This is a genomic window from Qipengyuania sp. SM2507 (assembly GCF_053714505.1).
Genome location: NZ_CM132307.1, coordinates 2,621,361 through 2,645,478 on the forward strand (window position 1 = coordinate 2,621,361; position 24,118 = coordinate 2,645,478).

Genomic DNA, 24,118 nt, shown 5'->3' on the forward strand with positions numbered 1-24,118 from the left:
AACATGCTTGAACGGATCATCCAGCTGTCGATCAGACAGCGCTTCGCAGTCCTCGCTGCCGTCATTCTTCTGGCAGCGCTGGGCATCTACAATTTCGGCCGGCTCAAGATCGATGCCGTTCCCGACATCACCAACGTCCAGGTGCAGATCAACACCTCGGCCCCCGGCTTTTCCCCGCTTGAAGCGGAACAGCGGATCACCTTCCCGGTGGAGACGGCGATCGCCGGTCTGCCTGGGCTCGACTATACTCGCTCGGTATCGCGCTACGGTCTGAGCCAGGTCACGGTGGTCTTCGAGGACGGGACCGATATCTTCTTCGCCCGTCAGCTGGTCAACGAACGGCTTCAGAGTGTCCGATCAAGTCTGCCCGAAACCGTCGAACCCGAGCTGGGTCCGATCGCAACCGGGCTTGGCGAAATCTTCATGTACACCATCGAAGCCGAGCCGGGCGCAGTCAAGGCGGACGGTTCACGCTACACGCCGCAGGATTTGCGGACCCTCCATGACTGGGTGGTAAGGCCGCAGCTGCGCACAGTACCAGGCGTCACCGAAGTCAATTCGGTGGGCGGCTACCGCAAGCAATATGTCGTCGCACCGGTGCCCACCCGGCTCGCAGGCTTCGGTCTCACGGTCGAGGACGTGATCGAGGCGCTTGAGAGCAACAACGCCAATGTCGGTGCCGGTTACGTCGAGCGTTCGGGATCGCAATATCTGATCCGTGTGCCCGGACAGGCTGAAGACCAAGGCGATCTTTCCGGGATCATCGTCGCGTGGCGCGAAGGTGTGCCGGTGAGGATCGCGGACGTTGCCGATGTCAGCATCGGCTCCGAAATCCGCGATGGCGCGGCAACCAAGGACGGTCAGGAAGTCGTCCTCGGCACGATCTACATGCTCGTAGGAGAAAACGCGCGCGACGTCAGCGTTGCGGTTGCCGAGCGCATGGAGGAGGTGAACCGCTCCCTGCCCGGCGGCGTCATAGCCAATACGGTCTACGATCGGTCCAAGCTGGTCGAAGCAACCGTCTGGACGGTCGAGAAAAACCTCGCCGAAGGAGCGCTGCTCGTCATCGTCGTGCTGTTCCTGCTGCTCGGCAACATACGTGCGGCATTGATAACCGCCGCTGTCATCCCGCTGTCCTTCCTGATGACGATCACTGGCATGGTCGAAAGCAACATATCGGGCAATCTGATGAGCCTGGGTGCACTCGACTTCGGCCTAATCGTCGATGGCGCAGTGATCATCGTGGAGAACTGCCTGAGGCGGTTTGGAGAAGCACAGCATTCGCTTGGCCGGATGCTCAATCGGGAGGAACGGTTCAAGCTGACCTCGTCAGCCTCGGCAGAAGTCATCCGCCCGAGCCTGTTCGGAATCCTGATTATCACGATCGTCTATGTGCCAATTTTCGCCCTCGAAGGTGTGGAAGGCAAGACTTTCCATCCCATGGCGCTGACAGTCGTGATCGCGCTGACCGCAGCCCTTCTGCTTTCGCTGACCTTCGTTCCCGCCGCCGTGGCGACGTTCGTAACCGGCCGGGTCGAAGAGAAGGAGAACCGGGTCATGCGCGCTGCCAAATCGCGCTATGTTCCCATGCTCGACTTTGCGATGCGCAAGCGCAAGCTTGTGCTGGCAGTTGCTACAGCGCTTGTGGTTCTGAGCGGTTTTGCAGCGACCCGCCTGGGTTCGGAATTCATCCCGAACCTCGATGAGGGCGACATCGCTCTTCATGCCCTGCGCATTCCGGGCACCAGCCTGTCGCAGGCCGTGTCGATGCAAGGCGCACTGGAGGAACGGATCAAAACGTTTCCCGAAGTCGACACCGTCTTCGCCAAGATCGGCACCGCCGATGTGGCCACGGATGCGGTGCCGCCTTCGGTCGCGGATACCTTCATCATCATGAAGCCACGCAGCGAGTGGCCCGATCCGCGCAAGCCCAAGGCGCAACTGGTCGCGGAGATGAACGAGGCGGTCCAACAGGTCCCCGGCTCGCGCTACGAGTTCATCCAACCGATCCAGATGCGGTTCAACGAACTGATAGCCGGGGTCCGCTCGGACGTCGCGATCAAGGTGTATGGCGACGATCTCGAACAGCTTGCCGCTACGGCCGCGGAAATCGAAAGCGTGGTGTCTGCCATCGAAGGATCGGTGGACGCCCAGACCGAGCAGGTTACGGGACTGCCGTTCATCGAGGTCGTGCCGGACCGCATCAAGCTGACCCAGCTCGGCCTGAATGTCGATGATGTGCAGATGGTCGTCTCGACCGCGATCGGCGGAGCCGAAGCGGGGCAGATCTTCGAGGGTGACAGACGGTTCGACATCGTTGTGCGTTTGTCCGAGGAGCTGCGAGAGGATCCCCAGGTTCTCGAACGGCTACCGATCCCGCTTCCGGGTGGCGGATCGGTTCCATTGTCGGAAGTAGCATCAATCGAACGCACCCAGGGCCCGAACCAGATCAGCCGGGAGTCGGGCAAGCGCCGTGCGGTGGTGACCACCAATGTACGCGAGCGTGATCTGGGCTCGTTCATAGCGGAAGCGCAGGAGCGGGTCGCTATGCAGGTCGAGCTGCCCGAGGGGTACTGGATCGAATATGGCGGCACATTCGAACAACTCCAGTCAGCAGCGACGCGTCTGCAGATCGTTGTTCCGCTCGCCCTGTTGTTGATCTTCGGCCTTCTGATGGCGCTGTTCCGATCAGCGAAGGACGCGCTGGTGGTATTTTCCGGTGTTCCCCTGGCCCTGACGGGCGGCATCGCGGCTTTGCTGCTTCGCGGTATCCCCTTCTCGATCTCGGCCGGCGTCGGCTTCATCGCGCTTTCGGGCGTCGCCGTGCTCAATGGCCTCGTGATGCTGACTTTCATCAAGCAATTGTTGGAAGAGGGTCGCCCGCTCGACGAAGCGATCAGGGAGGGCGCACTGGCGCGCCTTCGACCGGTGCTGATGACAGCGCTGGTTGCCAGCCTGGGGTTCGTCCCGATGGCCCTCAATGTCGGCCTTGGTTCGGAAGTGCAGAGACCGCTCGCAACGGTCGTGATCGGCGGAATCGTATCCTCGACCATCCTCACGCTTCTCGTCCTGCCCGCGCTCTACCGCGTGGTGCGTGGCCGGGGCGAAAGGACAGCTGAAGAAACGCCTGGCGAGGCCCCCACAACAGCGTGACCTGTGAACGCGCTTACCATCCATCGGAGTAAACGAATGAATTTATCGGCAATTTCTAAACCAGGCGGTATCCCGTCGCGCTACCTGATCGCCGTCGCATTGATGGTCCTGCTACTGTGCTCAGGCGTCGAAGCCTGGGCACACAATGTGGCTGAGGGCGACAAGGGCTACATACAGGAAAGCAGCGGGGTGCTCTTCTTCCCCTTCATTTACCTCGGTGCGAAGCACATGGTGACCGGATACGATCACTTGCTGTTCCTGTTCGGGGTTATCTTCTTCCTTTATCGCATGAAGGACATCGGCATTTATGTGACGCTGTTCGCGATCGGCCATTCGACGACATTGCTTTTTGGCGTGCTAACGGGGATTTCCGCAAACGCCTATGTGATCGATGCGATCATCGGGCTGTCGGTCGTCTACAAGGCGCTCGATAATCTGGGCGCTTACCAGCGCTGGTTCGGGTTTCAGCCCAACACCAAGATCGCGACGCTCGTGTTCGGCTTTTTCCATGGTTTCGGTCTGGCAACCAAGATCATCGAATTCCAGATCGCGAAAGACGGATTGGTCCCCAATCTCATCGCCTTCAACATCGGTGTCGAGATTGGCCAGCTTCTCGCGCTAGGCGGCATCTTGATCGCCATGGGCTTCTGGCGCCGAACCAGCAGTTTCATGCGTCACGCCTTTGCTGCCAACGTCCTGCTCATGACCGCGGGCTTCGTTCTCGTCGGTTACCAACTCGCCGGCCTCACCGTCAGCTGAGCCCCTTCCAAGGAGACCAATACAATGTTCAATTCACAACGACCATCGACCGACGATCTGCCAACCAACGGGCAGCTTCTGCGCGCGACCGCAATTGCTGCTATCGCTGCAGGTGCCATTCTCGTGACCGTGGTTCTACCCAGCGAATACGGCATCGACCCAACGGGCGTGGGACGTGTGGCTGGTTTCACGCAAATGGGTGAAATCAAGCAGCAACTCGCGCTTGAGGCGGCTGCCGACGAGGCAAGAGTGTCTGCCGAGGCTGAAGCGCCGCAGACAGTACTGGCAGGCAACCCGGACAGTACGGCAAGTGACGCGTCGGGGCCCAGTTCGGATGTCACCACACTCACTCTCGCTCCTGGCGAGGGGGCCGAAATCAAGCTGGTCATGGCAAAAGACAATACCGTGAAATACGACTGGTCGGCTTCTGGCGGCGCGGTCAATTTCGATACCCATGCCGATGCCCCAGGCATTTCCTACCATGGCTATGGAAAGGGCAGCAATTCGGGCGGCGAGCAGGGAACGCTCGTTGCCGCCTTCGACGGGAGTCATGGGTGGTTCTGGCGCAACCGTTCGGGTGGAGCGGTAACGATAACCCTGCGCACTCAGGGAAATTACACCGAAATCAAGCGCGTGGTCTGACCCGCGTAGGTTTGTGAAAGAGATATCTCCATGCTCGCCGTCCTCGCCAATCGTACATATCGGCTTCTGTTCTTCGCGCAGGTGATCGCGCTTATCGGAACGGGTCTGGCAACCGTCGCACTGGGACTTCTTGCCTACGATATTGCCGGGGCCGACGCTGGCGCGGTTCTGGGAACGGCGCTGGCAATCAAGATGGTAGCCTACGTCGGCATCGCACCGATCGCCGGGGCTTACGCTGACCGGTTGCCCCGCAAGAGCCTCCTCGTGGCGATGGACGTTGTCCGAGGGGCTGTGGCGCTGGTGCTCCCGTTCGTAGATGCCGTGTGGCAGGTCTATGTGCTTATCTTCGTGCTACAGTCGGCCTCGGCGGTATTCACTCCAACCTTTCAGGCGACCATTCCCGAAATCCTCCCGGACGAAGAGGATTATACGCAAGCGCTGTCGCTTTCGCGGCTGGCCTATGATCTTGAAAGTCTGTTGAGCCCGATGCTGGCGGCCGCATTGCTAGCCATCATCAATTTTCACTGGCTCTTCGCGGGCACGTCGGTCGGGTTCATTGCGTCAGCCCTGCTGGTAACGACCACCGTGCTGCCCCATCGGAAAGCAGCGGCTAAGAAAGTGGAAGGCATATGGCTCAAGACTACACGTGGCATGCGAATTTATCTCAATACGCCGCGCCTGGTCGGTTTGTTGGCAGTGACACTGGCGGCCGCGTCGGGCAGCGCCATGGTGATAGTCAACACTGTCGTGCTCGTAAAAGAGATGGGCCGCACGCAGGGCGAGGTTGCACTGGCGCTGGCGGCCTATGGCGGCGGCTCCATGCTTGCTGCATTGGCACTTCCCAGACTGCTGAAGCGGGCGAACGATCGTAACGTTATGATACTGGGCGCCGGATTGCTGACGCTGACGCTGGCCGGGCTAGGAGTGGCATTGCCTGGTATCGGCAACCCAGCTCTTTGGTCCGTGCTTCTTGTCGGCTGGTTGGCGATGGGAGTTGCCTATTCGGTCTGCGTGACGCCAGGCGGACGGCTTCTGAAGCGGTCTTCGGATGAAGCGGATCGTCCGGCTCTATTTGCCGCACAATTTGCGCTTAGCCATGTCTGTTGGTTGATCGCCTATCCGGTGGCAGGGCAGGTTGGGGCGCGATTCGGGATGGCACCCGCTTTCTTGCTGCTCGCTGTCTTGGCCGGGTTCGGATTTGTGCTTGCGCTGTGGATTTGGCCGCGATCCGATCCCTCGTCGTTAGTGCATACCCATCCCGATCTTTCGCCCGATCATCCGCACTTGGCGAAACACGGTTCACAAGCGCACGCGCACGATTTCGTTATCGATGAACTGCATACAGCGTGGCCGGGCAAGGTTTAGCTCTTCGTGCAAGCGCAAAGGAGCGGCCCGTCCCCGAAGGAACGGACCGCCCGCCGATTGACCTGAACCTGTCAGGAGGGATCAGGCAGCTCGCTCGGCAATTGCGTCTTCCGGCCCATTGATGGCAATTTTATCATCTTCTTCGTCGACCGGCTTTTCTGCAGTGACAAAACGCATGATCTCAGGGACCCAGCTCTGCGCCCGTTTTTTGACCTCGGTCTCGCCGATGAAGTTGCCCGAAAAGATGCGCTCGGCAGCGCTCGCCAGTTCGGTCTTCTTTGAGGCCGCATAGCGACTGACCAGTTCGGGACCGCCCGCAGCATCGAGCGCTTCGAGCGTGCGAGCCTTGGCCACGCGGTCGAAGTAGTTCGCAGCCGTGGGACGCCACCAATGCGCGGTCTCGATTTCGAGGAGCGAGCCGAGTGCCTCGTGCATCGGCACCGATCGTTCGCCTTCGCAGGCAAGGCTGGCAACCAGTGTGCGCGAGACGACATGGCCAAGCCAGGCCGAGCGCGCCTCGTCGGAAAGCGCCCGGAATTTCGCAAACCGCTCAACATCGCTTGTCCCCGAGCGCCAGCTCTCATCGAGGGCGCCAGCGAACTCGGCTAGCGCGGCACTCGCTGGTGCATCCTTGGCTTCAAACCCGGTAACCGGGCCCGACGCCGCCGAGCCGACAAGTGTCGACGCCTTCTTGGCGCGCCAATCGTGCCCATCGGCATCGGCGAGCGTGAACACCATGAAGTCGAGCGCGAGCGCCGGATCGTTGGCGAGATGGATTGCAAGGATGTCGCGGCGCTGCATGGCAAGCTCGTCGAGTAGGCGCTGCGAGAGCGAACTGCCCATGGACCTTGCCCCACCGCTCTCCTTGACTGCCTCGATCGCGCCATCGTCGTCGGTAATGACCTCCGTCTCCGTATAATACTGCGGGACCAATGTCGGCTCGCCATTGCGCGAAAGGACAAGGAAGGCACCAGCCTCGGATTTCAGCTCGTCGGCAAGCACAGGGGGACGATCATTGAGCTCGCGCATGGCGCGGTCGATGACGACCAGTTCGCGTTCGGCTTTGGCGATCTCCTCTTCGTCGCTGTCCTCGTCTTCGAGCACGGCGGCGACGCGGTCGTAGTCGGCCTCAAGTTCTCCGAGTTCCCGTACTTCCTTTTCGGTCATCGGCGCAGGTTCGCAAGGCAAGCGGCTCATACCTTCGACAAGGTCATGGCTGACATAATTGCCAAGCGTCGGACGCACCCAGGCAAGGCCAAATTCGAGCGCGGCCTTTCCTGCGGCTTCTTCCATGGCTTTGTGCGCGAGATCCTCGAGCAGCGCGACATCGATCCAGCTTTCACTGGCATCATCGTCGAACAGTTCGCGCTCGATCCGGCCACCTGCAGCGAGGTAGACATCGCGTCCGACGAGCACAGCGCGCGGATCGGAACCGCGCACTGTCGCCTCAAGCACCATGCGGCGGATCGTGTCGGGCGTGATCTGATACCAGGCATCCTGCAGCTCGGCATAGACATGCGCCTGGCGATCGATGTCGGAAATCGCGCCATAGGCCTTGGCCATGTCGAGCGTGATCGTGCCTTCTGCGAGCGCTTCGAAGACGCAGGGTGCGAGGCTTGCCAGGCGCAGGCGCCCTTCAACGAAACGGACGGTGAGGCCGAAGCGGCGCGCCACGTCTTCGACCGTGGCACCCGCGTCGATGATCGATGCGAAGGCCTGCGCCTCATCGGCCGGGTTCATCGCGAGACGCTGGAAATTCTCGGCAAGGCTGGCTTCGCGCACTTCGCTTTCCTCGCCTTCGATGACAAGGCAGGTGACCTCGTGCGTTCCAGGCAACGTGCCTTCTTCGGCGAGCGCTTGCAGCGCGGCGAGGCGGCGCCCGCCGGCTTCCACCTCGAACTTGCCGCGCTTTGCTTTGCGCACGACGAGGTTCTGCAGCAAGCCGCGCGCGGCGATGTCCGCCCGCAGCTGGAGATCAGCAAGATCGTCGCTCGACTTGCGGACGTTGCGCGGGCTCGGGACGAGCTTCTTCAAGGAAATGGACTGGATCATGGGTGTTCTCCTGATGGAATGAAGGCGCAGGTGAGGATCACGAGGCCCACAAGCCCAAAGGGCTCCCTCACCTCTCATTCTTGTGATCGGGGTCATCTCGAGGGATCAGGCGGCAAGCGCGGGGAGGACCGACGAGGCTCTCGACACCGGGACGAATAGCCGCGTGCGGTAGCGGATAATCTCGGTGAAGCAGCCCTTGCCCTTGTACCAGTCGAGCCTATCGGGCGAGAACCCGGTCAGTTCGAGGCGCTGTTCGCCGCCGACCAGCGATCGCTTCACGGTGAGTGGATCGTGGCTGGTAAGGCTCAGCGGTTTGCCGCTGTCGATGACCAGGTCGCCGATCTGCTCGGCCGATGGTCCGGTAACTCCGGAGAGGCCAAAGGTCTCGGCGATGGCGGCGAGATCGATATCGAGCACTTCGCGTCCAATGATCGACTGGCCGTCTTCAGTGACGAGCCGGGTGACCCGCACATGATCACCAGGGAAGCGTTTCCAGACCGGAAGCAACAGCCCGGTGGCAAGATGGACGTGCTCGGTCACTGGCGAGGTGGCCAACTCCTCCTCCTCGGCACTCCAACCGCTCGTGAACTCGGTGATGCCGATCCCTTCCCACAGGCTTTCATCAAGCGCCTCAAGTGTCCAGTTCGCGGACTTGAGCGGACGCAGAAGGCGTCGGCGTTCGACCACGGCCCCGTCGTCGGCGATGAGGCGCCGGGCCGGAACCGACAGCGCGACCTTGCCCGAGCGCGCATTGCGCAAGGGGATCGCGTGCGCGCTGACGATCTCGTGCATCCGCACCAGGCGTTGCAAGCGCAGAGGCCGAAGGTGCCTGGCTACTTCGAGCGAGACGAGGCGGGTCTCGGCACCGGTCACGGGGTCTGTACGAAGGAGCTCATCGGCGAGGACCGTGAAGTGATCGACCCTAACAGTTTCCAGTCCCTGGTCGAGCGTTCCGGCTTCACGCGCAGCTTCGATCCGCGTTTCGACGAGGCCAAGATATTCCTCGAATATGGCGTTCTGGAGCGTGATCGGCAGCGCGAGGATGCGGTTGAGCCAGCGCTGGATCGTGGGGAGATTATCGATCAGCCCGCCATCGGGGCTTTCAAGCCGGAGGCCGGTGCGCTCGACGAAGTTGCCGAAGCTCGTGGCCTCCAGCTTGCCGTCATAGAGCAGCTGAAACCAGCGGCTGAGCGCGTCGCGCGCGTAATCGCTTTCGAGATTGTCTGCCGGGTCGAACAGGTTCTGTCCGCCGGTCTGGCGCTGGCCGCGCGTGAGCGCGCCCAATGCATCGAGCCTCCTCGCAATGGTCGAGATGAACCGGCGCTCGCCCTTCACGTCGGTGGTTACCGGGCGGAACAGTGGGGCGGAGGCCTGGTTGGTGCGGTTGGTGCGACCGAGCCCCTGGATCGCATTGTCGGCGCGCCAGCCCGGCTCGAGCAGGAAATGGACCCGGCGCTGCTGGTTCCTGGCGCCCAGGTCGGCATGATAGGAACGCCCCGTGCCGCCCGCATCCGAGAAGACCAGGATGCGCTTGGTTCCTTCCATGAAGCTTTGCGCTTCGGCGACATTGGCGCTGGGGCTGCGACGTTCGAGGCGTTGTTGACCATCGCGCCCCAAGACCAGCCTTCGGGTCCGACCCGTGACCTCGGCCACGGCCTCGGTTCCGAAGTGCTCGATGATGGCGTCGAGCGCGGTAGCGATGGGCGGCAGCGCGCAGAGCTGTTCGATCAGCGCATCACGCGCGGCAATGGCGCGGGGACAGAAAACGGGATTGCCCTCGGCGTCGCTCATGGGCTCGGATCGAAGATTGCCATCCTCGTCTGAAAAGACCTGCATCAGGCGCACCGGGAAGCTCTTGGCAAGGTAGTCGATGACGTATTCGCGAGGGGACAGATCGATATCGAGCGCTTCGCGTTCTTCCACGGTAAGGTCAGCAAGGCGCCGGTCGAGCATGGCCTCGGCGGTCGAGACCAGCTGCACGACCACCGAATGGTCCTCGCCAAGCGCCGCTTCCATCGCGGGGATCAGGCTCGGTAGTTTCATCGAGAGCAGGAGCTGGGCAAAAAACCGCTGCTTGGTGCCTTCGAAGATCGACAGCGCCGCAGCCTTGGCATTGCGGTTTAGGGCATCGCCGCTGTCCTCGTCGACCACCCGCGTTGCCTCCAGTGCCGCTTCGAGATTGCGGTGAATGATCGCCCAGGCATCAGCATAGGCATCGTAAATCCGCACCTGCGCGTCGGTCAGGCAGTGTTCGAGGATCTCGTACTCGACGCCTGCAAAGGACAATGCGCGAGCGAGATAAAGACCCTGGGCCTTGAGGTCGCGGGCGACGAGTTCCATCGCCGCGACCCCGCCAGCGCGGATTTCGGTCATGAAGGCCTCGTGGGTCGGGAAAGCCGTCTCGGGTCCCCAGAGGCCAAGCCGGGACGTGTAGCCGAGGTTGGCGATATCCGAAGCGCCGGTGGCCGATGCGTAGAGCACACGGGCGCGCGGGAGATGGTTCTGCAGCCTGAGGCCCGCCATCCCTTGTTCGGAGCCCTTGACCTTGCCGCGGGTTGAATAGCCCCCGAGCGCATTGGCCATGGCGTGGGCTTCGTCGAAGGCGATCACTCCGTCGAAATCCTCGCCCGCCCAAGCAAGGATCTGGTCGAGCCGAGTATCCTCGGCGCGGCCCGAGCGCAGCGTCGGGTAGGTGACGAAAAGGATGCCTTCGGACATCGTTACAGGGTGGCTGAGTTTCCAGCGCGAGAGCGGCTGGAGATCGAGTGGCAGCCCGCCTAGCGCTTCCCAGTCGCGGCGCGCATCTTCGAGCAGCGCCTCGTTCTTGGTGATCCACACATGACGACGCTCGCCGACGAGCCAGCGGTCCATGATGACTGCTGCGATCTGCCGTCCCTTGCCTGCTCCGGTCCCGTCGCCAAGGAAGAAGCCCTGTCGGTAGGCGTGCCCATCCTCGGACAGTTCCAGCATGGTGCCTTCCTGGCTGACCTTGAAGCGACCGGGGAGATCGCGCGCGAATGCCTGGGCTGCGTAGACCAATGTCTCGCACTGGGCCTCGGATAGAAGGCCATCGGCCTGCCAGCGAGCAGGGAGACGCGGACTAACCTCCGGCGGGGGTGCCGCGACCGAGCCCATCGCGACCGATTCCACGAGCGGGGTCGGATGGATCGGCGCGCCCTCGAACGCGATGCGGCTAGGCCGGTAAGGTAAGTAGATGCCTGCCTGTTCGGGCACCGGCGCGGGTTCGGCGAGGACCGAATAGGCCAGATCGATCGCATTCGCTGTAGCTCTTGGTGTCGCAGCAAAAGGCGCCACCGGCCGGACCGGCGTGCGTTGGGTCGAAGCCTTGCCAGCAAGGCGCACTGGCGTGCCGACTGGCAGGTGATGGAGGCTGGCGGATATCTTCGCCCTTGGCGGAAGGGCGGTGATCAGCTCGTGGAGCGCGATCAGGTCGCAGGTATCTCCGATGATCGCTGACGAGGACGCAGTCGGAGTCTTGTCGATCACGACCAGACGAACGGCGATCGCCGTCCCTGTCCGGCGAAACATCTGTTGCAACCGGACATTGAGGAGCAGTGAAGCTTCGACCTGTGTTTTGGCGAAGGAAGTAGCATCGAAGCCTTCGGGCATGATCGCGACAATCCTCGCGGCATTGGCAGCGGCCCGTATCACACTGCGCAGGTGGCGATGCGCGGTATCGCCGTCCTTGCCGCGCTCCTGGCTACGAGCGAACGGCGGGTTCATCAGCACGACCGAGGGAACAGGGCCGCGATGCAGGTCGGCGATCAGTTCGCCATCATGCGCGCTTATAGTGGCCCTTGGGAAGATGTGGCTCAGGCTGTCTCGTCTTGCAGTGTCGGTCTCGTTGATCAGCAATGACGCGCTTTGGATGCTTGCCCAGACCATCAGGGCACCATTACCGGCGGATGGTTCGAGCACCGCGTCCCGCGAAGACAGGTTGGCAGCCTTCGCCATCAACCAGGCCAGCATCGGCGGGGTCGAGAACTGCTGGAGCTCGATTTGCGCTTCGCTGCGAACATGCCGGGGCGGCAGTGCTGTCTCGAGCCAGTCAAAACGCGCTTCTGCTTCGTGCACGCTTGTCGTCAGATCGATGCGCGAGAACCTTTGCAGCCAGAGCAGAGCGCCGATTTCGACCGCGTTGTTGTAGTCGTCGATCGTCCAGGCACTTCCCCAGTCCATGACACCGGTTTTCTCGGCGAACAGGCCCGAAATATCGGCTCGGGAGGGATGACGTCCCGAGGCGAGAAGTTCGGCAATCCTTGTGCCGATGGCGTAGGCAAGGGGTCCTGATAGCGACCGCCCGCTGGCGGGAAACAGGTCTAAATGTAACATGGCAATTCGTCCTCCTGATGGGAGCATCGGGACACGCCCTCTGCCGGATCAGGAATTCGAGAAGCCCTCTCTCCTCTACCGCGTCGCCTTGCGGCGCAGCCACGCTGTCAATTCATCATTCCAGTCGGTTTCGCGTGCCGACGGCTTGCGAACCTGGATCGTCCGTCCTTCGCATTTGTAAGCTCCCAGGCCACGCGACGCGGCGAGTTCTCCGCCAGCGTCGTGATCGACGAAGAGATGAAGTTCGGCAATGCTCTCGGGCAGGCTGACTAGGCCGAAGCGCTCATTGCCCAAGGTTGCCCAGACAGGAATGCCTGTGAGCGCGTAGGCTGACATCGCGCTTTCGATTCCCTCGGCAAGGCCGAGCTTCCCGGCAACCGGAGCAAAGAGGCGGACAGCAGCTTCACCGATTGAGCCGAGCGCGCGCTTCGGCTTGTCGAAGGCAGCCTTGGTTGCGGCCTCGGTCGACAAAAACGTGCGGTGGATCGCGATCGGCCCCGCGTCGAGGCTGACCGCCGCGATCATGGCTGGAAGAAAGCGGGTTCGTCCTTTCGGTCCGAGCGGCGCTCGTGGATGAAAGCGAAGCGCCGACGATGCTGCAAGGATACCGCGGCCTTCAAGGTAGGCTTTGACCGGACTGGCACCCAACTGCTCCGCTTCGCGCCAGATCCGCAGCGCTGCTGCCGAGCGTTTGCGCACCTTCACTGGCTCGAGCTGATCAGCAGCCGAAGAGCCGGAGAAAAGCATAGCTGCGTCGAAACCGTCGCGTGCCAGAGCGGATAGCACGCTCTGCTGATCACATCCCGCGAAACAGTGGAAGAGGATGGCCTGTCGGCCGAGCGACACACCGAGTGACGGCGTGCGGTCATCATGCGCAGGGCAGCAGGCCATGCCCTTTGTGCCGGACCATTTGCCCCCTCGCGATTCGCAGATGCGGCGGGCTGTATATTCGAGAGAAGAAACATGATGTGCAGGGATGCAGACGGACATTCTTGGCTCCTTCGCAAAGCAGTTGCCGTCCTCCGACGCAGCCTCTCCTCCTGCCTGTGATCCTCGCCCGTCCATTGTTCGAGATGGCTGTACATTTCCGGGCATATTAATGTTCGATTTTGCTCTGCCGCCAGCATATTTCACATGACATATCATGTCTATTTGCATAATCTCGCATGATATGTCATCTAATCGCCCATGCCACGTGCTTCCCGAGCTGCAAGCGGACTGCCGCCCCAGAGCCAGCGCGCGATTGCGCGACTGGGCAAGGACATCGCGCTCGCGCGTCGTCGCAGAAAGCTCCCCCAGCGCCTGATGGCCGAGCGCATGCTCGTTTCAATTCAGACGCTCCAGCGTCTCGAGGCTGGCGATCCCACCGTCGGCCTGGCGGTCCTCGCCAGCGCGCTCCACGTCTTGGGAATGACCGAACGGCTCGCCGGGCTGATCGCGCCCGACAGCGACCGGGCGGGGATCAGCGAGGATCTTTCGCGTCTGCCCAAGACCACGCACGCAGCCAGCGATGACGAGTTGGACTTCTAGCCTGCCATGTCGACGGTCCGCACCTATGTGTTCGTCTACCTTGCTGAGGGTCCGGTCCCCGCCGGGCTCCTCACGATGACCGATGAACCGCGCAATAAGTACGCGACCTTTGCCTATGGGCGTCGTTATCTTGAGCGGGCCGACAGGGTTGCCGTCGACCCGGTGGCCCTTCCCCTCCATGATGCGGGAACGGCCCGGTCTTACCAGACCGAAGAAGGCTTTGCCGTCTTCAACGGAATCCGTGATGCAGCGCCGGACGGTTGGGGCCAGTACCTCATGTACAAGGCAATGGGTGACCGCCTGCCCGGCGACGCTGATCTTATTCTTGCTTCTGGTGATCACCGGGTGGGCGCGCTCGCCTTCGGTTCTACTCCCGAGCGACCGGAGCGCATTACCCCGTGGGGGGACGGCCCAGCTCCGGGGGAAGAGTTCACTCTTGCCGAACTCGCGGAAGCCGCCGAGCGTGCGCAGCACGTTGACGTGCTGGATGAGAACCTGCGCGCGCTCCTGGCGGCCGGCTCCTCGCTCGGCGGAGCACGCCCCAAGGCCGCGACCACGATCGGCGAACAACCATGGATCGCCAAGTTCCAGAAGCGTGGCGACAGTTTCCCCGAGTGCCGGGTGGAACTTGCGACGATGCGTCTTGCTGCCGAATGTGGTCTCGATGTGCCGCCGCTCGATTTTCGCTGCGTCCTCGATCGCGACATCTATCTGATCGAGAGGTTCGATCGAATTCCCCGTGGCAATCGGCTTGAGCGCCTGCCGTTCGCTTCGGGCCTGACCATGCTTGGAGCGCATGAGAGCGAGGTCAGCCGCTACAGCTATGCGGATCTGGCCGGATCAATCCGGCAGTTCGGCACTAAGGTGCGCAGGGATCTCCACGAGCTGTTTCGACGCATGGTGCTCAACATCCTCGTCACGAACGACGATGATCACCTGCGCAACCATGGCTTCCTGTTCGATGGAACGGGTTGGCGACTGTCGCCGCTCTACGACGTCGTGCCGAAGCCCCAGGTTGGCCTGGAGCGCCGGCTCGTTCTCGGAGTGGGTCCAGAAGGGCGCAATGCCACGCTTGAGAACGCCCTCGCCGGGGCTGCCATCTTCGATCTGGGAGCCGACGAGGCCGCTGCGGTTGTGAACGAGGTAAAGCAAATCGTGAGCGCCAGGTGGGAGGCACTTTTCGCCCAGGCGGGTATCAGCGCAGCGGACCGCAAGCGTTTTGCAACCTGTTTCCGGCTCGCAAATGTAGATCCGCACTCCTGAATCTTTGCGCGCTCTGAGGAGAAACACGCTCTCGCCGCGTGGTGATTACCCACTGAAATCTGATAGAATTCCGGTTACTGCGACTTAAAGTCAGCAAGCAGGGAGCGATGGCTTTGGTGCCTGCGCTGTGATCGCGAAAACCGCGCATAGCGGAAAAAAGCGTCTTTGCCATGTGATGTCATGTCATCGCACCCAGCGTCTCCACTCTTCTTGAACCGACAGCAATCTACGACCGGCGGGCATTAGCCAACTATCCTCTTCTGCAAGGCGTACTGAAGAAAAGGATCCGCATGCAACCCGGAAGCTTTCAGGCGGTATCTCGAAACCGTTGATCGGCTTAAACTCTCTCAAAGGACTTGCGACCGATGAGCAATCTTTTGGATCCTTCACTTTCGAAGTTGAAGCTGAACTCAGGCCAATCGCGACGCCACCGGCGGGCAATTAAGCGTTCACCGGGCCTTGCAGCATCGTCCAGCATTATTATGCCGCCTGGAGAAATCCTGTCGAAGAGACAGTCTGCAATTCCTCGCACAAAGGGATGTACAGACCAAGGCGGCCCGTCGATTACAAGCAGATCGATTTCATCTGGAAGCTGTGAAAGGGCATACCATATTCCGGGCCAGCTGTCGCTGCGATAAAGAAGGGGTGCATAGTGAAAGGCCGCATCCAGGTCGTAATCGGAAAGCCACTTCATCATTTCTCCAACGAACGGCAAGTGCTGGTCGTAACTATGCAGCCTGCCCTTCCCGTTCTTCTTAAGCGCACTTGAAATGATAAGGGATGTGGCTCAAGAGCCGAGCTCGTCGACATTTGCGGGTTGCCGCTCTTCAACCAGATCGACAACGCGATTGAGGAAGTGAGTGTCCGCCTTCCAGCTGCCAAGATGAGGAAGTGCATCATGGTCTAGCCTGAGTCGCTCCAGGAGAGCGAACTTGGAGTGGCGAGTTCCGCCATAAAGGCTTTTGAGCAACCAGGGCCATTGCATCGCCCCAAAGCCAATCTGGAAAGCCCGTTCGGTAAGGGTCAGCCGAGCTTGCGAACTCGATTCGACTGGCTTCGATAAAATACCTGTTAGAAGTTTTGTTGTCATTCTGACGTGATGTCGTGGACGGCTCTCGCACCAGCCTAAGTATGGCAAGGTGCAGTCGTTGTAGGTCCACGTCTAGGAGTCGTTCCATGGAGAAAGAGGTTGTCACCGTCGGATTGGATCTGGCGAAAAACGTATTTCAGATACACGCAATTGGGAGTGACGGTGAAGTGCTTGTCCGGCGCAAGCTGCGGCGGGCTGAGGTGATCCGCTTCTTCACCGATTTGCCGGCGTGCCTGGTCGGCATGGAAGCCTGCGCATCGGCGCATCACTGGGGCCGCGAGCTTATGGCTCTGGGCCATGAGGTGCGATTGATGCCACCAGCCTACGTCAAACCATACGTGAAGCGCGGGAAGACCGATGCGGCAGATGCCGAGGCGATCTGTGAGGCGGTAACCCGACCAACGATGCGCTGCGTTGCTGTGAAAACGGTCGAACAGCAAGCGGTGTTGATGCTCCATAAGAGCCGAGATTTTCTGGTCCGGCAACGAACGATGTTGATCAACGGACTGCGAGGGCACCTTGCTGAATACGGGATCGTCACTCGCGTGGGCGCCGGAGGGGTTACCGCATCATTGAAGGCGCTCCACGACGAGCAAAGCAGACTGCCGGCTCATGCCAGATCAGCGCTTCACGGCATCGCCGCACAGCTGAGAGCGCTTTCCAGCGAGATCGATCGGCTCGAGACACAGATCCTTGCATGGCAGACGAGCCGCCGTCTCGCGACGATCCCGGGCATCGGCCCAATTACCGCATCAGCCATTGCAGCTGCTGTCCCAGATGCATCGTTGTTCCGATCGGGACGACAGTTTGCAGCGTGGCTTGGGCTCACACCACGACCGCACAGCTCCGGTGGTAAGGAGCGACTTGGCGGCATCACGAAACAGGGCGATGGTTACCTGCGAAGACTTCTCGTTGTTGGAGCGACCGCAGTCATGCGCGTGGCGCGCAAGGATGCGTCTCCCCAACCCTGGATGGCGCAGCTCCTCGAGCGCAAGCCAACAAAGATCGCGACGGTGGCACTCGCGAACAAGACAGCGCGCATCGCCTGGGCGGTGATGGCGCGTAAGGAGGTCTACACGCCCACGGCCGTGTAAAAGTTATCCTCGCCGCTCGCTCAACCGCGAACGGCAGGATCGCGCAAGGGCAGCTCAGTAGTGATGACGAACCGGTCAGACCGGGGGTTGGTGAAACCCAGGGGGTCACAGCGCTTCGAGCGCGATGACGTGATTAGGGAGCCAATCTGCGGACTTCATCAGGGCCAGCAGCCATACGGTGCTGCGCGAACAGGCCGAACACATGGATGCACCCGACCGATATCATCACCGCAGAAAAACTCTTGCGCAGCGGGGGCCGTCCACACATGAGGGCGCCGCCGCCCCTCTAGCGCGAGACCCTGGTCGCGGCGAGCAAGACGCATCCCGCAGAGCGGATCGAGCCGCTGCTCGAACAGGGCCAGCGCGTCTTCGGCGAGAACCGGGTGCAGGAGGCGCAGAACAAATGGCCTGGCCTGCGCGAACGCTATCCCGATGCGGAGCTGCATCTGATTGACCAGCTGCCGTCGAACAAGGCGGAGGAAGCGGCCGCGCTGTTGGACTGTATCCATTCGCTCGACCGGCCCAGCCTGCTCAAGGCGCTGGCCAAGGCCTTCGACAAGACCGGCCGCCGCGTGCCCTGCTTCGTCCAGGTCGATGTCGGCGAGGAAGACCAGAAGGGCGGCTGCCCGATCGGCCAGCTGCCCGATTTTCTGGCGCAGGCGCGCGCTGCGGATATTCCGCTCGCCGGGCTGATGTGCCTGCCGCCGCAGGATATCGAGCCCGCGCCGTTCTTCGCGCTGCTCGACAAGCTGGCGCGCGATCACGGGCTGGCCGGGGAACAGTCTTCAGGTCGCAGCATGGGCCTGAGCATGGGAATGAGCGGCGATTTCGAAACCGCGATCCAGCTCGGCGCGACGCATATCCGCGTCGGCAGCGCGCTGTTCGGCGCGCGCGGGCTCTGAGCGAGCTTCGCAACACGCAGAACTCGCAAACAAAAAGGGGCGCCCGAGAGCGCCCCCTTTCGTGTTGTGCCTGTGAGGCCCTGCGTCAGAACTCGCCGCGCAGCGTGATCCCGTAGGTGCGCGGTTCGGCGAGGAAAGCCGAATAGGTCTGCTGCTCGGCGACGAAGGGCGTGTTGAACGCGACCTGCGTGTAGTCCTTGTCGAAGATGTTCTGGACCCAGCCCTCGATCGCGAAGCGGCCGGCGATATTGGTAAGGCCGATCCGACCGTTGGCGATCATGAAGCTGTCCTGCTCCTTGCCGTACAGCAGATCCGAACCGGTGTTGTAGTCGCTCACCAGACGGGTGTTGAAAAACACCAGCCCCCGCATCCCGCTGTTGCCGATCGGCGGGGTCCAAGAGACCGAGCTGGTCACCGTGATTTCCGGCGCGTTCGACATATTGTCGCCCGGCAGCAGACGCAGCGCAGGATCGAGCGGTGCGCCGCTGTCATTGCCGATCAGATCGTTCTCGAAGCTGGTGTCGGCATAAGTTAGCCCCAGGGTGACGTTGAAATCGGGCGAGGGGTTCAGCGTGCCCTCGATCTCGACCCCCTGCGCCACCACGCCGGGAATGACATTGTCCGCGGCGCAGGCACCGGTGGCGACGCTGCCATCCCGGTCGGCCCCGCCCAGATCATCGCTGCAGCCGTTGACGTTTTGCACCAAGTAGACCGTCCCGTTGAAGGTGTTTAACTGGAAGTTCGTGAACTCCTGGCGGAAGGCCGCGACGCTCAGCCCGAATTCGCGGGTCGAGTATTTCGCGCCCAGTTCGAAAGCGTCGACCGTTTCTTGGTCGAACTGCAGCCGGCTGATGTCGATATTGTTGACGTTGAGGAACACCGGCTCGGCCAGCGCGGAACGGTCGAGGTTGAAGCCGCCCGCCTTGTAGCCGCGCGAGTAGGAGGCGTAGACCATCAGGTCGTCGGTCGGCTTGTAGCTGAGCACCGCGGTGCCGGTGAACTCGTTCTCGTCGCGGCTGTCCGACAGCGAGACACCATCGAGCTCTGCGGTCGAATTGCCTTGGCACGACAGACCGAGGATGCCGCCCGCGAAGGCCGCCAGCGATGGCACGCCCAGCAGCGGACCGAGAATCGCGCGGTTGGTCGGGCAGACGGTATTGTCATTGCCGAAGGTGGCGTCGAAATCCTTGGTCTCGTTGGTGTAGCGAAGCCCCAGCGTCAGATCGAGATTGTCGGTGATGTGGAAGATGTTGTGCGTGAAGACCGCAAAGCTCTCGCTCTGCTGGTTGTAGACATCGCCGGTTCCGCCCCGATCGTTGAGCGTCGCCAGATTGGTGAGCCCGGCGACGATCGCCGGGGTTGCCGCACCGAACACAGCGCCGCTCTGGATCGCACCGAAGGCAGTCGGGTTGAAGCAGTTGGCGCGCGAAGGATCGGCGACGGTTTGCCCGATCAGCGCCCCCAGCGTGGGCTGAAGCGCATTGGCGAGGCGGCAATTGGCGAACGTGCCGTATTGCGTGCCGAAGCGCAGATTGTCGCGCGATTCCAGCTTCTCATTGGCGTAGAAGCCGCCGACCAGCCACTCGAGGCGATCGTCGAAGGCCGAACCGGAGAGGCGCAGTTCCTGGGTGAAGGTCTTGAACTCGCGCGCACCGGCATCCTCGGTCGGGGCGCGGTAGAGGATATCGACTTGGGTGTAGTCGGTATCCGAGGCCTGGAAGTTGGAATATTCGCGATAGCCGGTGATCGAGGTCAACGTGGTGTCGCCGAAGCTCCAGTTCAGCTCGCCCGAGACGCCGAAATCCTCGGTCTCGCCCTGATAGGTGCGGCCCGGGGTGACGTAGATGTCGCGGTTGAAGGTACCGCCGTTGAGCGCGATCGGGTTCTGCCCGAGACCGAGCAGGACCGGGATGATCGGGTTGGCGGTGCTGGTCAGCGCCGGGGTAGCGGAGCCGGGATAGTCGAACTTCGCTTCGGCCGAGAGCGGCGAGATGTCGTCGCTCAGCCGTGCCAGCGGAGCGAAATCGGTCTGGACGAAGGTCGCTGCGCAGCAGGCCTCGTCCTTCTTGGAATAGTCGCCGACGAGGCGGAAGCTGATGTCCTCGGTCGGTTCGAACAGCAATTGCGCGCGGACCAGATAGCGGTCGCGATTGTTGACGTCGGTGTCGTTGACGACATCATTGTAGAAGCCGTCGCGGCGCGAATAGACCCCGTCGACGCGCGCGGCGATCGTGTCGCTGAGCGGGCCGGTCAGGCCGCCCTCGACGCGGATAGCGTCGTAATTGCCGTAGGAAATCGAGCCGTGGCCGCCGAAGGTGAATTCGGGCTGCGCGGTGTAGATCGAGATGAGGCCGGCGGAGGAATTACGGCCGCCAAGCGTGCCCTGCGGACCGCGCAGGATCTCGATCCGGTCGAGCGGGCCGAGCTCGCTCAGCGCATTGCCCGAGCGCGAACGATAGACCCCGTCGACGAAGACCGCGACCGAGCTTTCGAGCCCGGCGTTGTCGCCCACCGTGCCGATGCCGCGGATCCGCGCGGAGCCATTGGCTTCATTGCCGGTCGAGGAGACCAGCAGCGAGGGCGCGACCTGGGTCAGTTCGCGGATGTCGTTGGTGCCCGAACGCTCGAGCTGTTCGGCGGAAACCGCGTTGATCGCGACTGGAACGTCGGCGAGCACCTGCGCGCGGCCCTGCGCGGTCACGACGATCACATTGTCGTCCACCACATCGGCGTTCTCGATCAGATCGGTGTCGGTCTGATCCTGCGCCATCGCGGCGGCCGGGGCGAGCGCGGCGCCCGCACCGAGAAGGGCGAGCACGCGCAGTGATGCATAACGGGTTTTCATGGGCTTCTCTCTCTTGGTTCAACTTTTATGCTTTTATCTTTTGTGACGCGCATCCCTAGCTACGCGCATGGAAGTTGCAAGACTCCCCCGACAAACGGGTGTTACGCATCTTCCAACCGTGCCTGTAATGCATCACTTGCCGCTTCGAGCAGCGCATCCTCTATCCGCGTCAGCCGTGCTTCGGAGGTGATCTTCGAGCCGGTGACGTCGGTGACGTAGAAGGTAACGACCGCGCGCTAGCCATAGGCGGTGATATGCGCCGAATGGACCACCAGCCCCTCCTCGAACAGCGTGCGCGCCAGCCGGTTGAGCAGCGCCGAGCGATCGCCGGCGTGGACCTCGATCACGGTGAAGCGGTTCGAGGCCTTGTTGTCGAACACCACCCTCGGGTCGACATCGAAAGCCTTGGAGCGGTGGTGCGGCAGCGGACGCTGCGCCAGCCGCGGCTCGAGTGCGATCCGGTGGCGAGCGCATCCTCGATCGAGCGTTCGATCCGCTCGAGCTGCGCCGCTTCGCGGAACGGCCGCCCGTGCGGGTCCTGGCTCAGGAAATTGTCGACCGCCCAGCCGGACCTCGTGGCGTGGATGCGCGCATCGATGATGTTGGCGCCGGCGAGATGGATCATTAAAACGATTGAACGAACCCGCTGACGCGGGAGAGGCGTGCGTATAGGCCGGAATGGTCGCTCCTGATGAGTTGGTTTGGTTGCTGGACCAGCTCTCAACCAGGAGACCACCCCATGGCTGAGACCACAACAGGGGCGAGCCCGCTGCGCCGCCGTATGATCGACGATATGATGTTGCGCAACTTGTCGCCCGCCACCCAGCGTTCCTACCTTCACGCCGTCACGAAGTTCAGTCGCCAATTCGGACGCTCACTGGATCGGCTTGGGCTGGAGGATGTCCGGGCATTTCAGGTCTATCTCGTGTCGCAGGGGATTTCCTGGCCATCGCTGAACCAGACCGTGTGCGCATTGCGCTTTTTTCTATGGCGTGACGTTGAACCGGGGCGAGATACCTGAGCGGATCGCCTATGCGCGCACGCCTCGCAAGCTGCCGGCGATCTTGAGCCCTGACGAGGTGGTACGCTTTCTTGAAGCGGTGCCGTCCTTGAAGTCGCGTGCCGCGCTGACCACTGCCTATGCTGCGGGACTGCGCGTATCGGAGGCGGTGAGCCTGAAGGTCGGCGATATCGACAGCGACCGGATGCTGCTGCAGGTTCGCCACGGCAAGGGCGCCAGGGATCGCACGGTTATGCTCTCGGCCCAGTTGCTCGATATCCTGAGGACGTATTGGCGCCTGACGCGCCCGACTGGCTGGTTATTTCCCGGCCGGGGCGAGAGGCCGATCAACGTGACTGTGCTCCATTCGGCTTGCCGGTCAGCCACCAAGGCGGCTGGATTGACCAAGAAGGTCAGCGTGCACACGCTGCGCCACAGCTTCGCCACCCATCTGCTCGAGAGCGGCGTCGATATCCGCATCATCCAGGTGCTGTTAGGGCACAACAGTCTCTCGACGACTGCGCGCTACACCCAGGTTACCGCGACTACGATCGCTGCAGCGCAGAGCCCGTTTGATCGTTTGACCCTTGAGGTGGTGCCGCCCGCCTGAGCCGGGACCATGCGTTCCGATCTGGAAGTGGCGGATATTTTCCGCCGCCATGGCCATGCCTATGCGCAAGCCCATGACGGCCATCTTGGCCGCATCGAGCGGCGCGTCATGTCGGCGATCGAGCTGTGCCGAACCGCTGCGCTTGGGGGTCATGTCGAGGCCTGCGAGGACTGCGCGCATGTCCGCGTCGCTTACAACTCTTGCCGCAACCGGCATTGTCCGAAGTGCCAGAGTGCGAAGCGCGAACGGTGACTCGCTGACCGTCAAGGCGATCTGTTGCCAGTGTCCTATTTCCACGTCGTGTTCACGGTCCCGAGCGAAGTCGCCGAGATCGCGTTCAACAACAAGGCGGTCGTCTATGCGATCTTGTTCGACGCCGTCGCGCCGACACCCAAGACCATCGCTGCCGATCCCAGGCACCTCGGCGGCGAGATCGGATTTCTGGCCATTCTTCACACGTGGGGCCAGGCTCTAACTCACCATCCTCGCATTCATTGCCTCGTCCCCGGCGGAGCGCTTTCATCGGATGGCCGGTGGCTCGGCTGCCGACCCAACTTCTTCTTGCCCGTCCATGTCCTCTCACGCCTGTTCCGGCGACTGTTTCTCGAGCGGCTTCAGGCGGCACATGCAGCCGGGCGACTACGCTTCTCCGGCAAGCTGGATGGATTTGATGATGCCGATGTCTTCACCGCAGCGATCGGCAAGCTGCGGCGCAAGAACTGGATCGTCTATGCCAAGCCGCCCTTCGGATCGCCCGAGCATGTCCTCGCCTATCTTGGCCGCTACACACACCGGGTCGCCATCTCCAACAGTCGCCTGGTCAGCGCTGACGAGACCATCGTGACCTTCCGCTGGCGCGACTACCGTCATGGCAACGCGCCCAGGCTGATGTCGCTTCATCCCCACGAGTTCATTCGCCGCTTCCTCATCCACAGCCTGTCGGACGGCTTTCATCGCATTCGCCACTATGGCTTCCTTGCCAACGGCTGCCGCCGGGCACGGCTCGCCACCATAAGGCAGCTCCTGATCCGGGCGGAGACGATTGCGGCGGTCGCCGCCGAGATCGGCGATACCACAAAGCGGCTACCGCACTTTGATCCATCCCAGTGCCCATGCTGTGGCGGCATTCTGCGTGTCACCGCCACGCTCCCGCGATGGCGCGCCGGGCAACCCCGACCTTGGTCCGATACGTCATGATCAGGGGCGCGATCGAACGTAAGACGTGGCAGCGGCGCGGCATTTGCGCCGACGATCCCCCATCTCTGCCATCCTGCAAATCCACTCGCAGGACAGCAGTGCCACCCCGCAGCCTGCGCAGATATCCGTGGGGCGCGTCGATTATCTCGACCAATGCGGCCAATACGCCATCGTCCTCACTTGCTTGGTGGCATCCGATCAAACAAGCTCGGTCACCAGCAACCAGCGGCGCAGCACTAATCCCATAGGTCGCGAGCGCGTCA

16 protein-coding genes and 2 pseudogenes are annotated in these 24,118 nt (G+C 62.0%); 11 read left to right on the forward strand and 7 right to left on the reverse strand.

The genetic code is table 11. The features are described 5' to 3' along the window. Window positions 1–3: 3 nt before the first annotated feature. From ACWIKC_RS12740 to ACWIKC_RS12755, 4 genes are all read left to right on the forward strand, one after another. A complete protein-coding gene (locus ACWIKC_RS12740; RefSeq protein WP_454597853.1) occupies window positions 4–3,153 on the forward strand; it encodes an efflux RND transporter permease subunit in 3,150 nt (1,049 codons plus the stop codon). A gap of 102 nt (window positions 3,154–3,255) precedes the next feature. Beyond that, window positions 3,256–3,912 carry a HupE/UreJ family protein gene (locus ACWIKC_RS12745; protein WP_348336366.1) on the forward strand — a complete coding sequence of 219 codons (657 nt, stop codon included), beginning with the start codon at window positions 3,256–3,258 and terminating at the stop codon, window positions 3,910–3,912. A 24-nt stretch (window positions 3,913–3,936) separates the two neighbouring features. Next, the gene (locus tag ACWIKC_RS12750) at window positions 3,937–4,554 is read left to right on the forward strand and encodes a transmembrane anchor protein (protein WP_454597854.1); all 618 of its coding nucleotides are present in this window, start codon (window positions 3,937–3,939) and stop codon (window positions 4,552–4,554) included. A 30-nt stretch (window positions 4,555–4,584) separates the two neighbouring features. Next, on the forward strand, window positions 4,585–5,919 hold the full coding sequence (locus ACWIKC_RS12755; RefSeq protein WP_454597855.1) for an MFS transporter: 1,335 nt from the start codon (window positions 4,585–4,587) through the stop codon (window positions 5,917–5,919). Window positions 5,920–6,000: 81 nt separating this feature from the next. Here the strand turns inward: ACWIKC_RS12755 and ACWIKC_RS12760 are convergent, their stop codons facing one another. The 3 genes from ACWIKC_RS12760 to ACWIKC_RS12770 all read right to left on the reverse strand — a co-directional run bounded on the left by ACWIKC_RS12760 (window position 6,001) and on the right by ACWIKC_RS12770 (window position 13,314). Next, window positions 6,001–7,971, reverse strand: coding sequence for a ParB/RepB/Spo0J family partition protein (locus ACWIKC_RS12760; protein WP_454597856.1), 1,971 nt, complete (start codon window positions 7,969–7,971; stop codon window positions 6,001–6,003). Window positions 7,972–8,076: 105 nt separating this feature from the next. Then, entirely contained in the window at window positions 8,077–12,324 is a 4,248-nt protein-coding gene (locus tag ACWIKC_RS12765; protein ID WP_454597857.1) for a strawberry notch-like NTP hydrolase domain-containing protein, read from the reverse strand. A gap of 75 nt (window positions 12,325–12,399) precedes the next feature. Further along, complete coding sequence (locus ACWIKC_RS12770; RefSeq protein ID WP_454597858.1) at window positions 12,400–13,314, reverse strand: DUF7146 domain-containing protein; 915 nt, start codon at window positions 13,312–13,314, stop codon at window positions 12,400–12,402. 198 nt (window positions 13,315–13,512) lie between these two features. On the opposite strand from ACWIKC_RS12770, the gene ACWIKC_RS12775 reads away from it, so the two are divergent. Both ACWIKC_RS12775 and ACWIKC_RS12780 read left to right on the forward strand, forming a co-directional pair. Continuing rightward, on the forward strand, window positions 13,513–13,854 hold the full coding sequence (locus ACWIKC_RS12775; RefSeq protein WP_454597859.1) for a helix-turn-helix domain-containing protein: 342 nt from the start codon (window positions 13,513–13,515) through the stop codon (window positions 13,852–13,854). A 75-nt stretch (window positions 13,855–13,929) separates the two neighbouring features. Then, window positions 13,930–15,117 carry a type II toxin-antitoxin system HipA family toxin gene (locus tag ACWIKC_RS12780; protein ID WP_454597860.1) on the forward strand — a complete coding sequence of 396 codons (1,188 nt, stop codon included), beginning with the start codon at window positions 13,930–13,932 and terminating at the stop codon, window positions 15,115–15,117. Window positions 15,118–15,454: 337 nt separating this feature from the next. Here the strand turns inward: ACWIKC_RS12780 and ACWIKC_RS12785 are convergent, their stop codons facing one another. Then, entirely contained in the window at window positions 15,455–15,892 is a 438-nt protein-coding gene (locus tag ACWIKC_RS12785) for a hypothetical protein (protein ID WP_454599501.1), read from the reverse strand. Between the two features lie 12 nt (window positions 15,893–15,904). Beyond that, on the reverse strand, window positions 15,905–16,207 hold the full coding sequence (locus tag ACWIKC_RS12790; protein WP_454597861.1) for a hypothetical protein: 303 nt from the start codon (window positions 16,205–16,207) through the stop codon (window positions 15,905–15,907). An 86-nt stretch (window positions 16,208–16,293) separates the two neighbouring features. Between ACWIKC_RS12790 and ACWIKC_RS12795 the strand changes: the two genes are divergently transcribed. Beyond that, the gene (locus ACWIKC_RS12795) at window positions 16,294–17,301 is read left to right on the forward strand and encodes an IS110 family transposase (protein ID WP_454597862.1); all 1,008 of its coding nucleotides are present in this window, start codon (window positions 16,294–16,296) and stop codon (window positions 17,299–17,301) included. A 299-nt stretch (window positions 17,302–17,600) separates the two neighbouring features. Then, window positions 17,601–18,203, forward strand: a complete 603-nt coding sequence (locus ACWIKC_RS12800) for a YggS family pyridoxal phosphate-dependent enzyme (protein WP_305930760.1) — start codon at window positions 17,601–17,603, stop codon at window positions 18,201–18,203. 85 nt (window positions 18,204–18,288) lie between these two features. Here ACWIKC_RS12800 and ACWIKC_RS12805 read toward each other — a convergent pair whose 3' ends face one another. Both ACWIKC_RS12805 and ACWIKC_RS12810 read right to left on the reverse strand, forming a co-directional pair. Then, window positions 18,289–21,048: a TonB-dependent receptor gene (locus tag ACWIKC_RS12805; protein ID WP_305930750.1), complete on the reverse strand. Its 2,760-nt coding sequence runs from the start codon at window positions 21,046–21,048 to the stop codon at window positions 18,289–18,291. Between the two features lie 101 nt (window positions 21,049–21,149). Then, a pseudogene (locus ACWIKC_RS12810) lies at window positions 21,150–21,670 on the reverse strand ([protein-PII] uridylyltransferase); the annotation flags it as partial. A gap of 117 nt (window positions 21,671–21,787) precedes the next feature. Here ACWIKC_RS12810 and ACWIKC_RS12815 point away from each other — a divergent pair. From ACWIKC_RS12815 to ACWIKC_RS12825, 3 genes and pseudogenes are all read left to right on the forward strand, one after another. Beyond that, window positions 21,788–22,069, forward strand: a complete 282-nt coding sequence (locus tag ACWIKC_RS12815) for a phage integrase N-terminal SAM-like domain-containing protein (RefSeq protein ID WP_340324280.1) — start codon at window positions 21,788–21,790, stop codon at window positions 22,067–22,069. After that, the gene (locus ACWIKC_RS12820) at window positions 22,047–22,658 is read left to right on the forward strand and encodes a tyrosine-type recombinase/integrase (RefSeq protein WP_340324279.1); all 612 of its coding nucleotides are present in this window, start codon (window positions 22,047–22,049) and stop codon (window positions 22,656–22,658) included. The genes ACWIKC_RS12815 and ACWIKC_RS12820 overlap by 23 nt, the downstream gene beginning before the upstream one ends. A 9-nt stretch (window positions 22,659–22,667) precedes the next feature. Next, window positions 22,668–23,855: pseudogene (locus ACWIKC_RS12825) on the forward strand (IS91 family transposase). Window positions 23,856–24,118: the final 263 nt, after the last annotated feature.

Bases quoted from the DNA above. Each gene is read 5' to 3' on its own strand.
- ACWIKC_RS12790 (WP_454597861.1), bottom strand. From the start codon at position 16,207: ATGACAACAAAACTTCTAACAGGTATTTTATCGAAGCCAGTCGAATCG.
- ACWIKC_RS12755 (WP_454597855.1), top strand. From the start codon at position 4,585: ATGCTCGCCGTCCTCGCCAATCGTACATATCGGCTTCTGTTCTTCGCG.
- ACWIKC_RS12745 (WP_348336366.1), top strand. From the start codon at position 3,256: ATGGTCCTGCTACTGTGCTCAGGCGTCGAAGCCTGGGCACACAATGTG.
- ACWIKC_RS12765 (WP_454597857.1), bottom strand. From the start codon at position 12,324: ATGTTACATTTAGACCTGTTTCCCGCCAGCGGGCGGTCGCTATCAGGA.
- ACWIKC_RS12815 (WP_340324280.1), top strand. From the start codon at position 21,788: ATGGCTGAGACCACAACAGGGGCGAGCCCGCTGCGCCGCCGTATGATC.
- ACWIKC_RS12775 (WP_454597859.1), top strand. From the start codon at position 13,513: ATGCCACGTGCTTCCCGAGCTGCAAGCGGACTGCCGCCCCAGAGCCAG.
- ACWIKC_RS12750 (WP_454597854.1), top strand. From the start codon at position 3,937: ATGTTCAATTCACAACGACCATCGACCGACGATCTGCCAACCAACGGG.
- ACWIKC_RS12780 (WP_454597860.1), top strand. From the start codon at position 13,930: ATGACCGATGAACCGCGCAATAAGTACGCGACCTTTGCCTATGGGCGT.
- ACWIKC_RS12805 (WP_305930750.1), bottom strand. From the start codon at position 21,048: ATGAAAACCCGTTATGCATCACTGCGCGTGCTCGCCCTTCTCGGTGCG.
- ACWIKC_RS12795 (WP_454597862.1), top strand. From the start codon at position 16,294: ATGGAGAAAGAGGTTGTCACCGTCGGATTGGATCTGGCGAAAAACGTA.
- ACWIKC_RS12770 (WP_454597858.1), bottom strand. From the start codon at position 13,314: ATGTCCGTCTGCATCCCTGCACATCATGTTTCTTCTCTCGAATATACA.
- ACWIKC_RS12760 (WP_454597856.1), bottom strand. From the start codon at position 7,971: ATGATCCAGTCCATTTCCTTGAAGAAGCTCGTCCCGAGCCCGCGCAAC.
- ACWIKC_RS12740 (WP_454597853.1), top strand. From the start codon at position 4: ATGCTTGAACGGATCATCCAGCTGTCGATCAGACAGCGCTTCGCAGTC.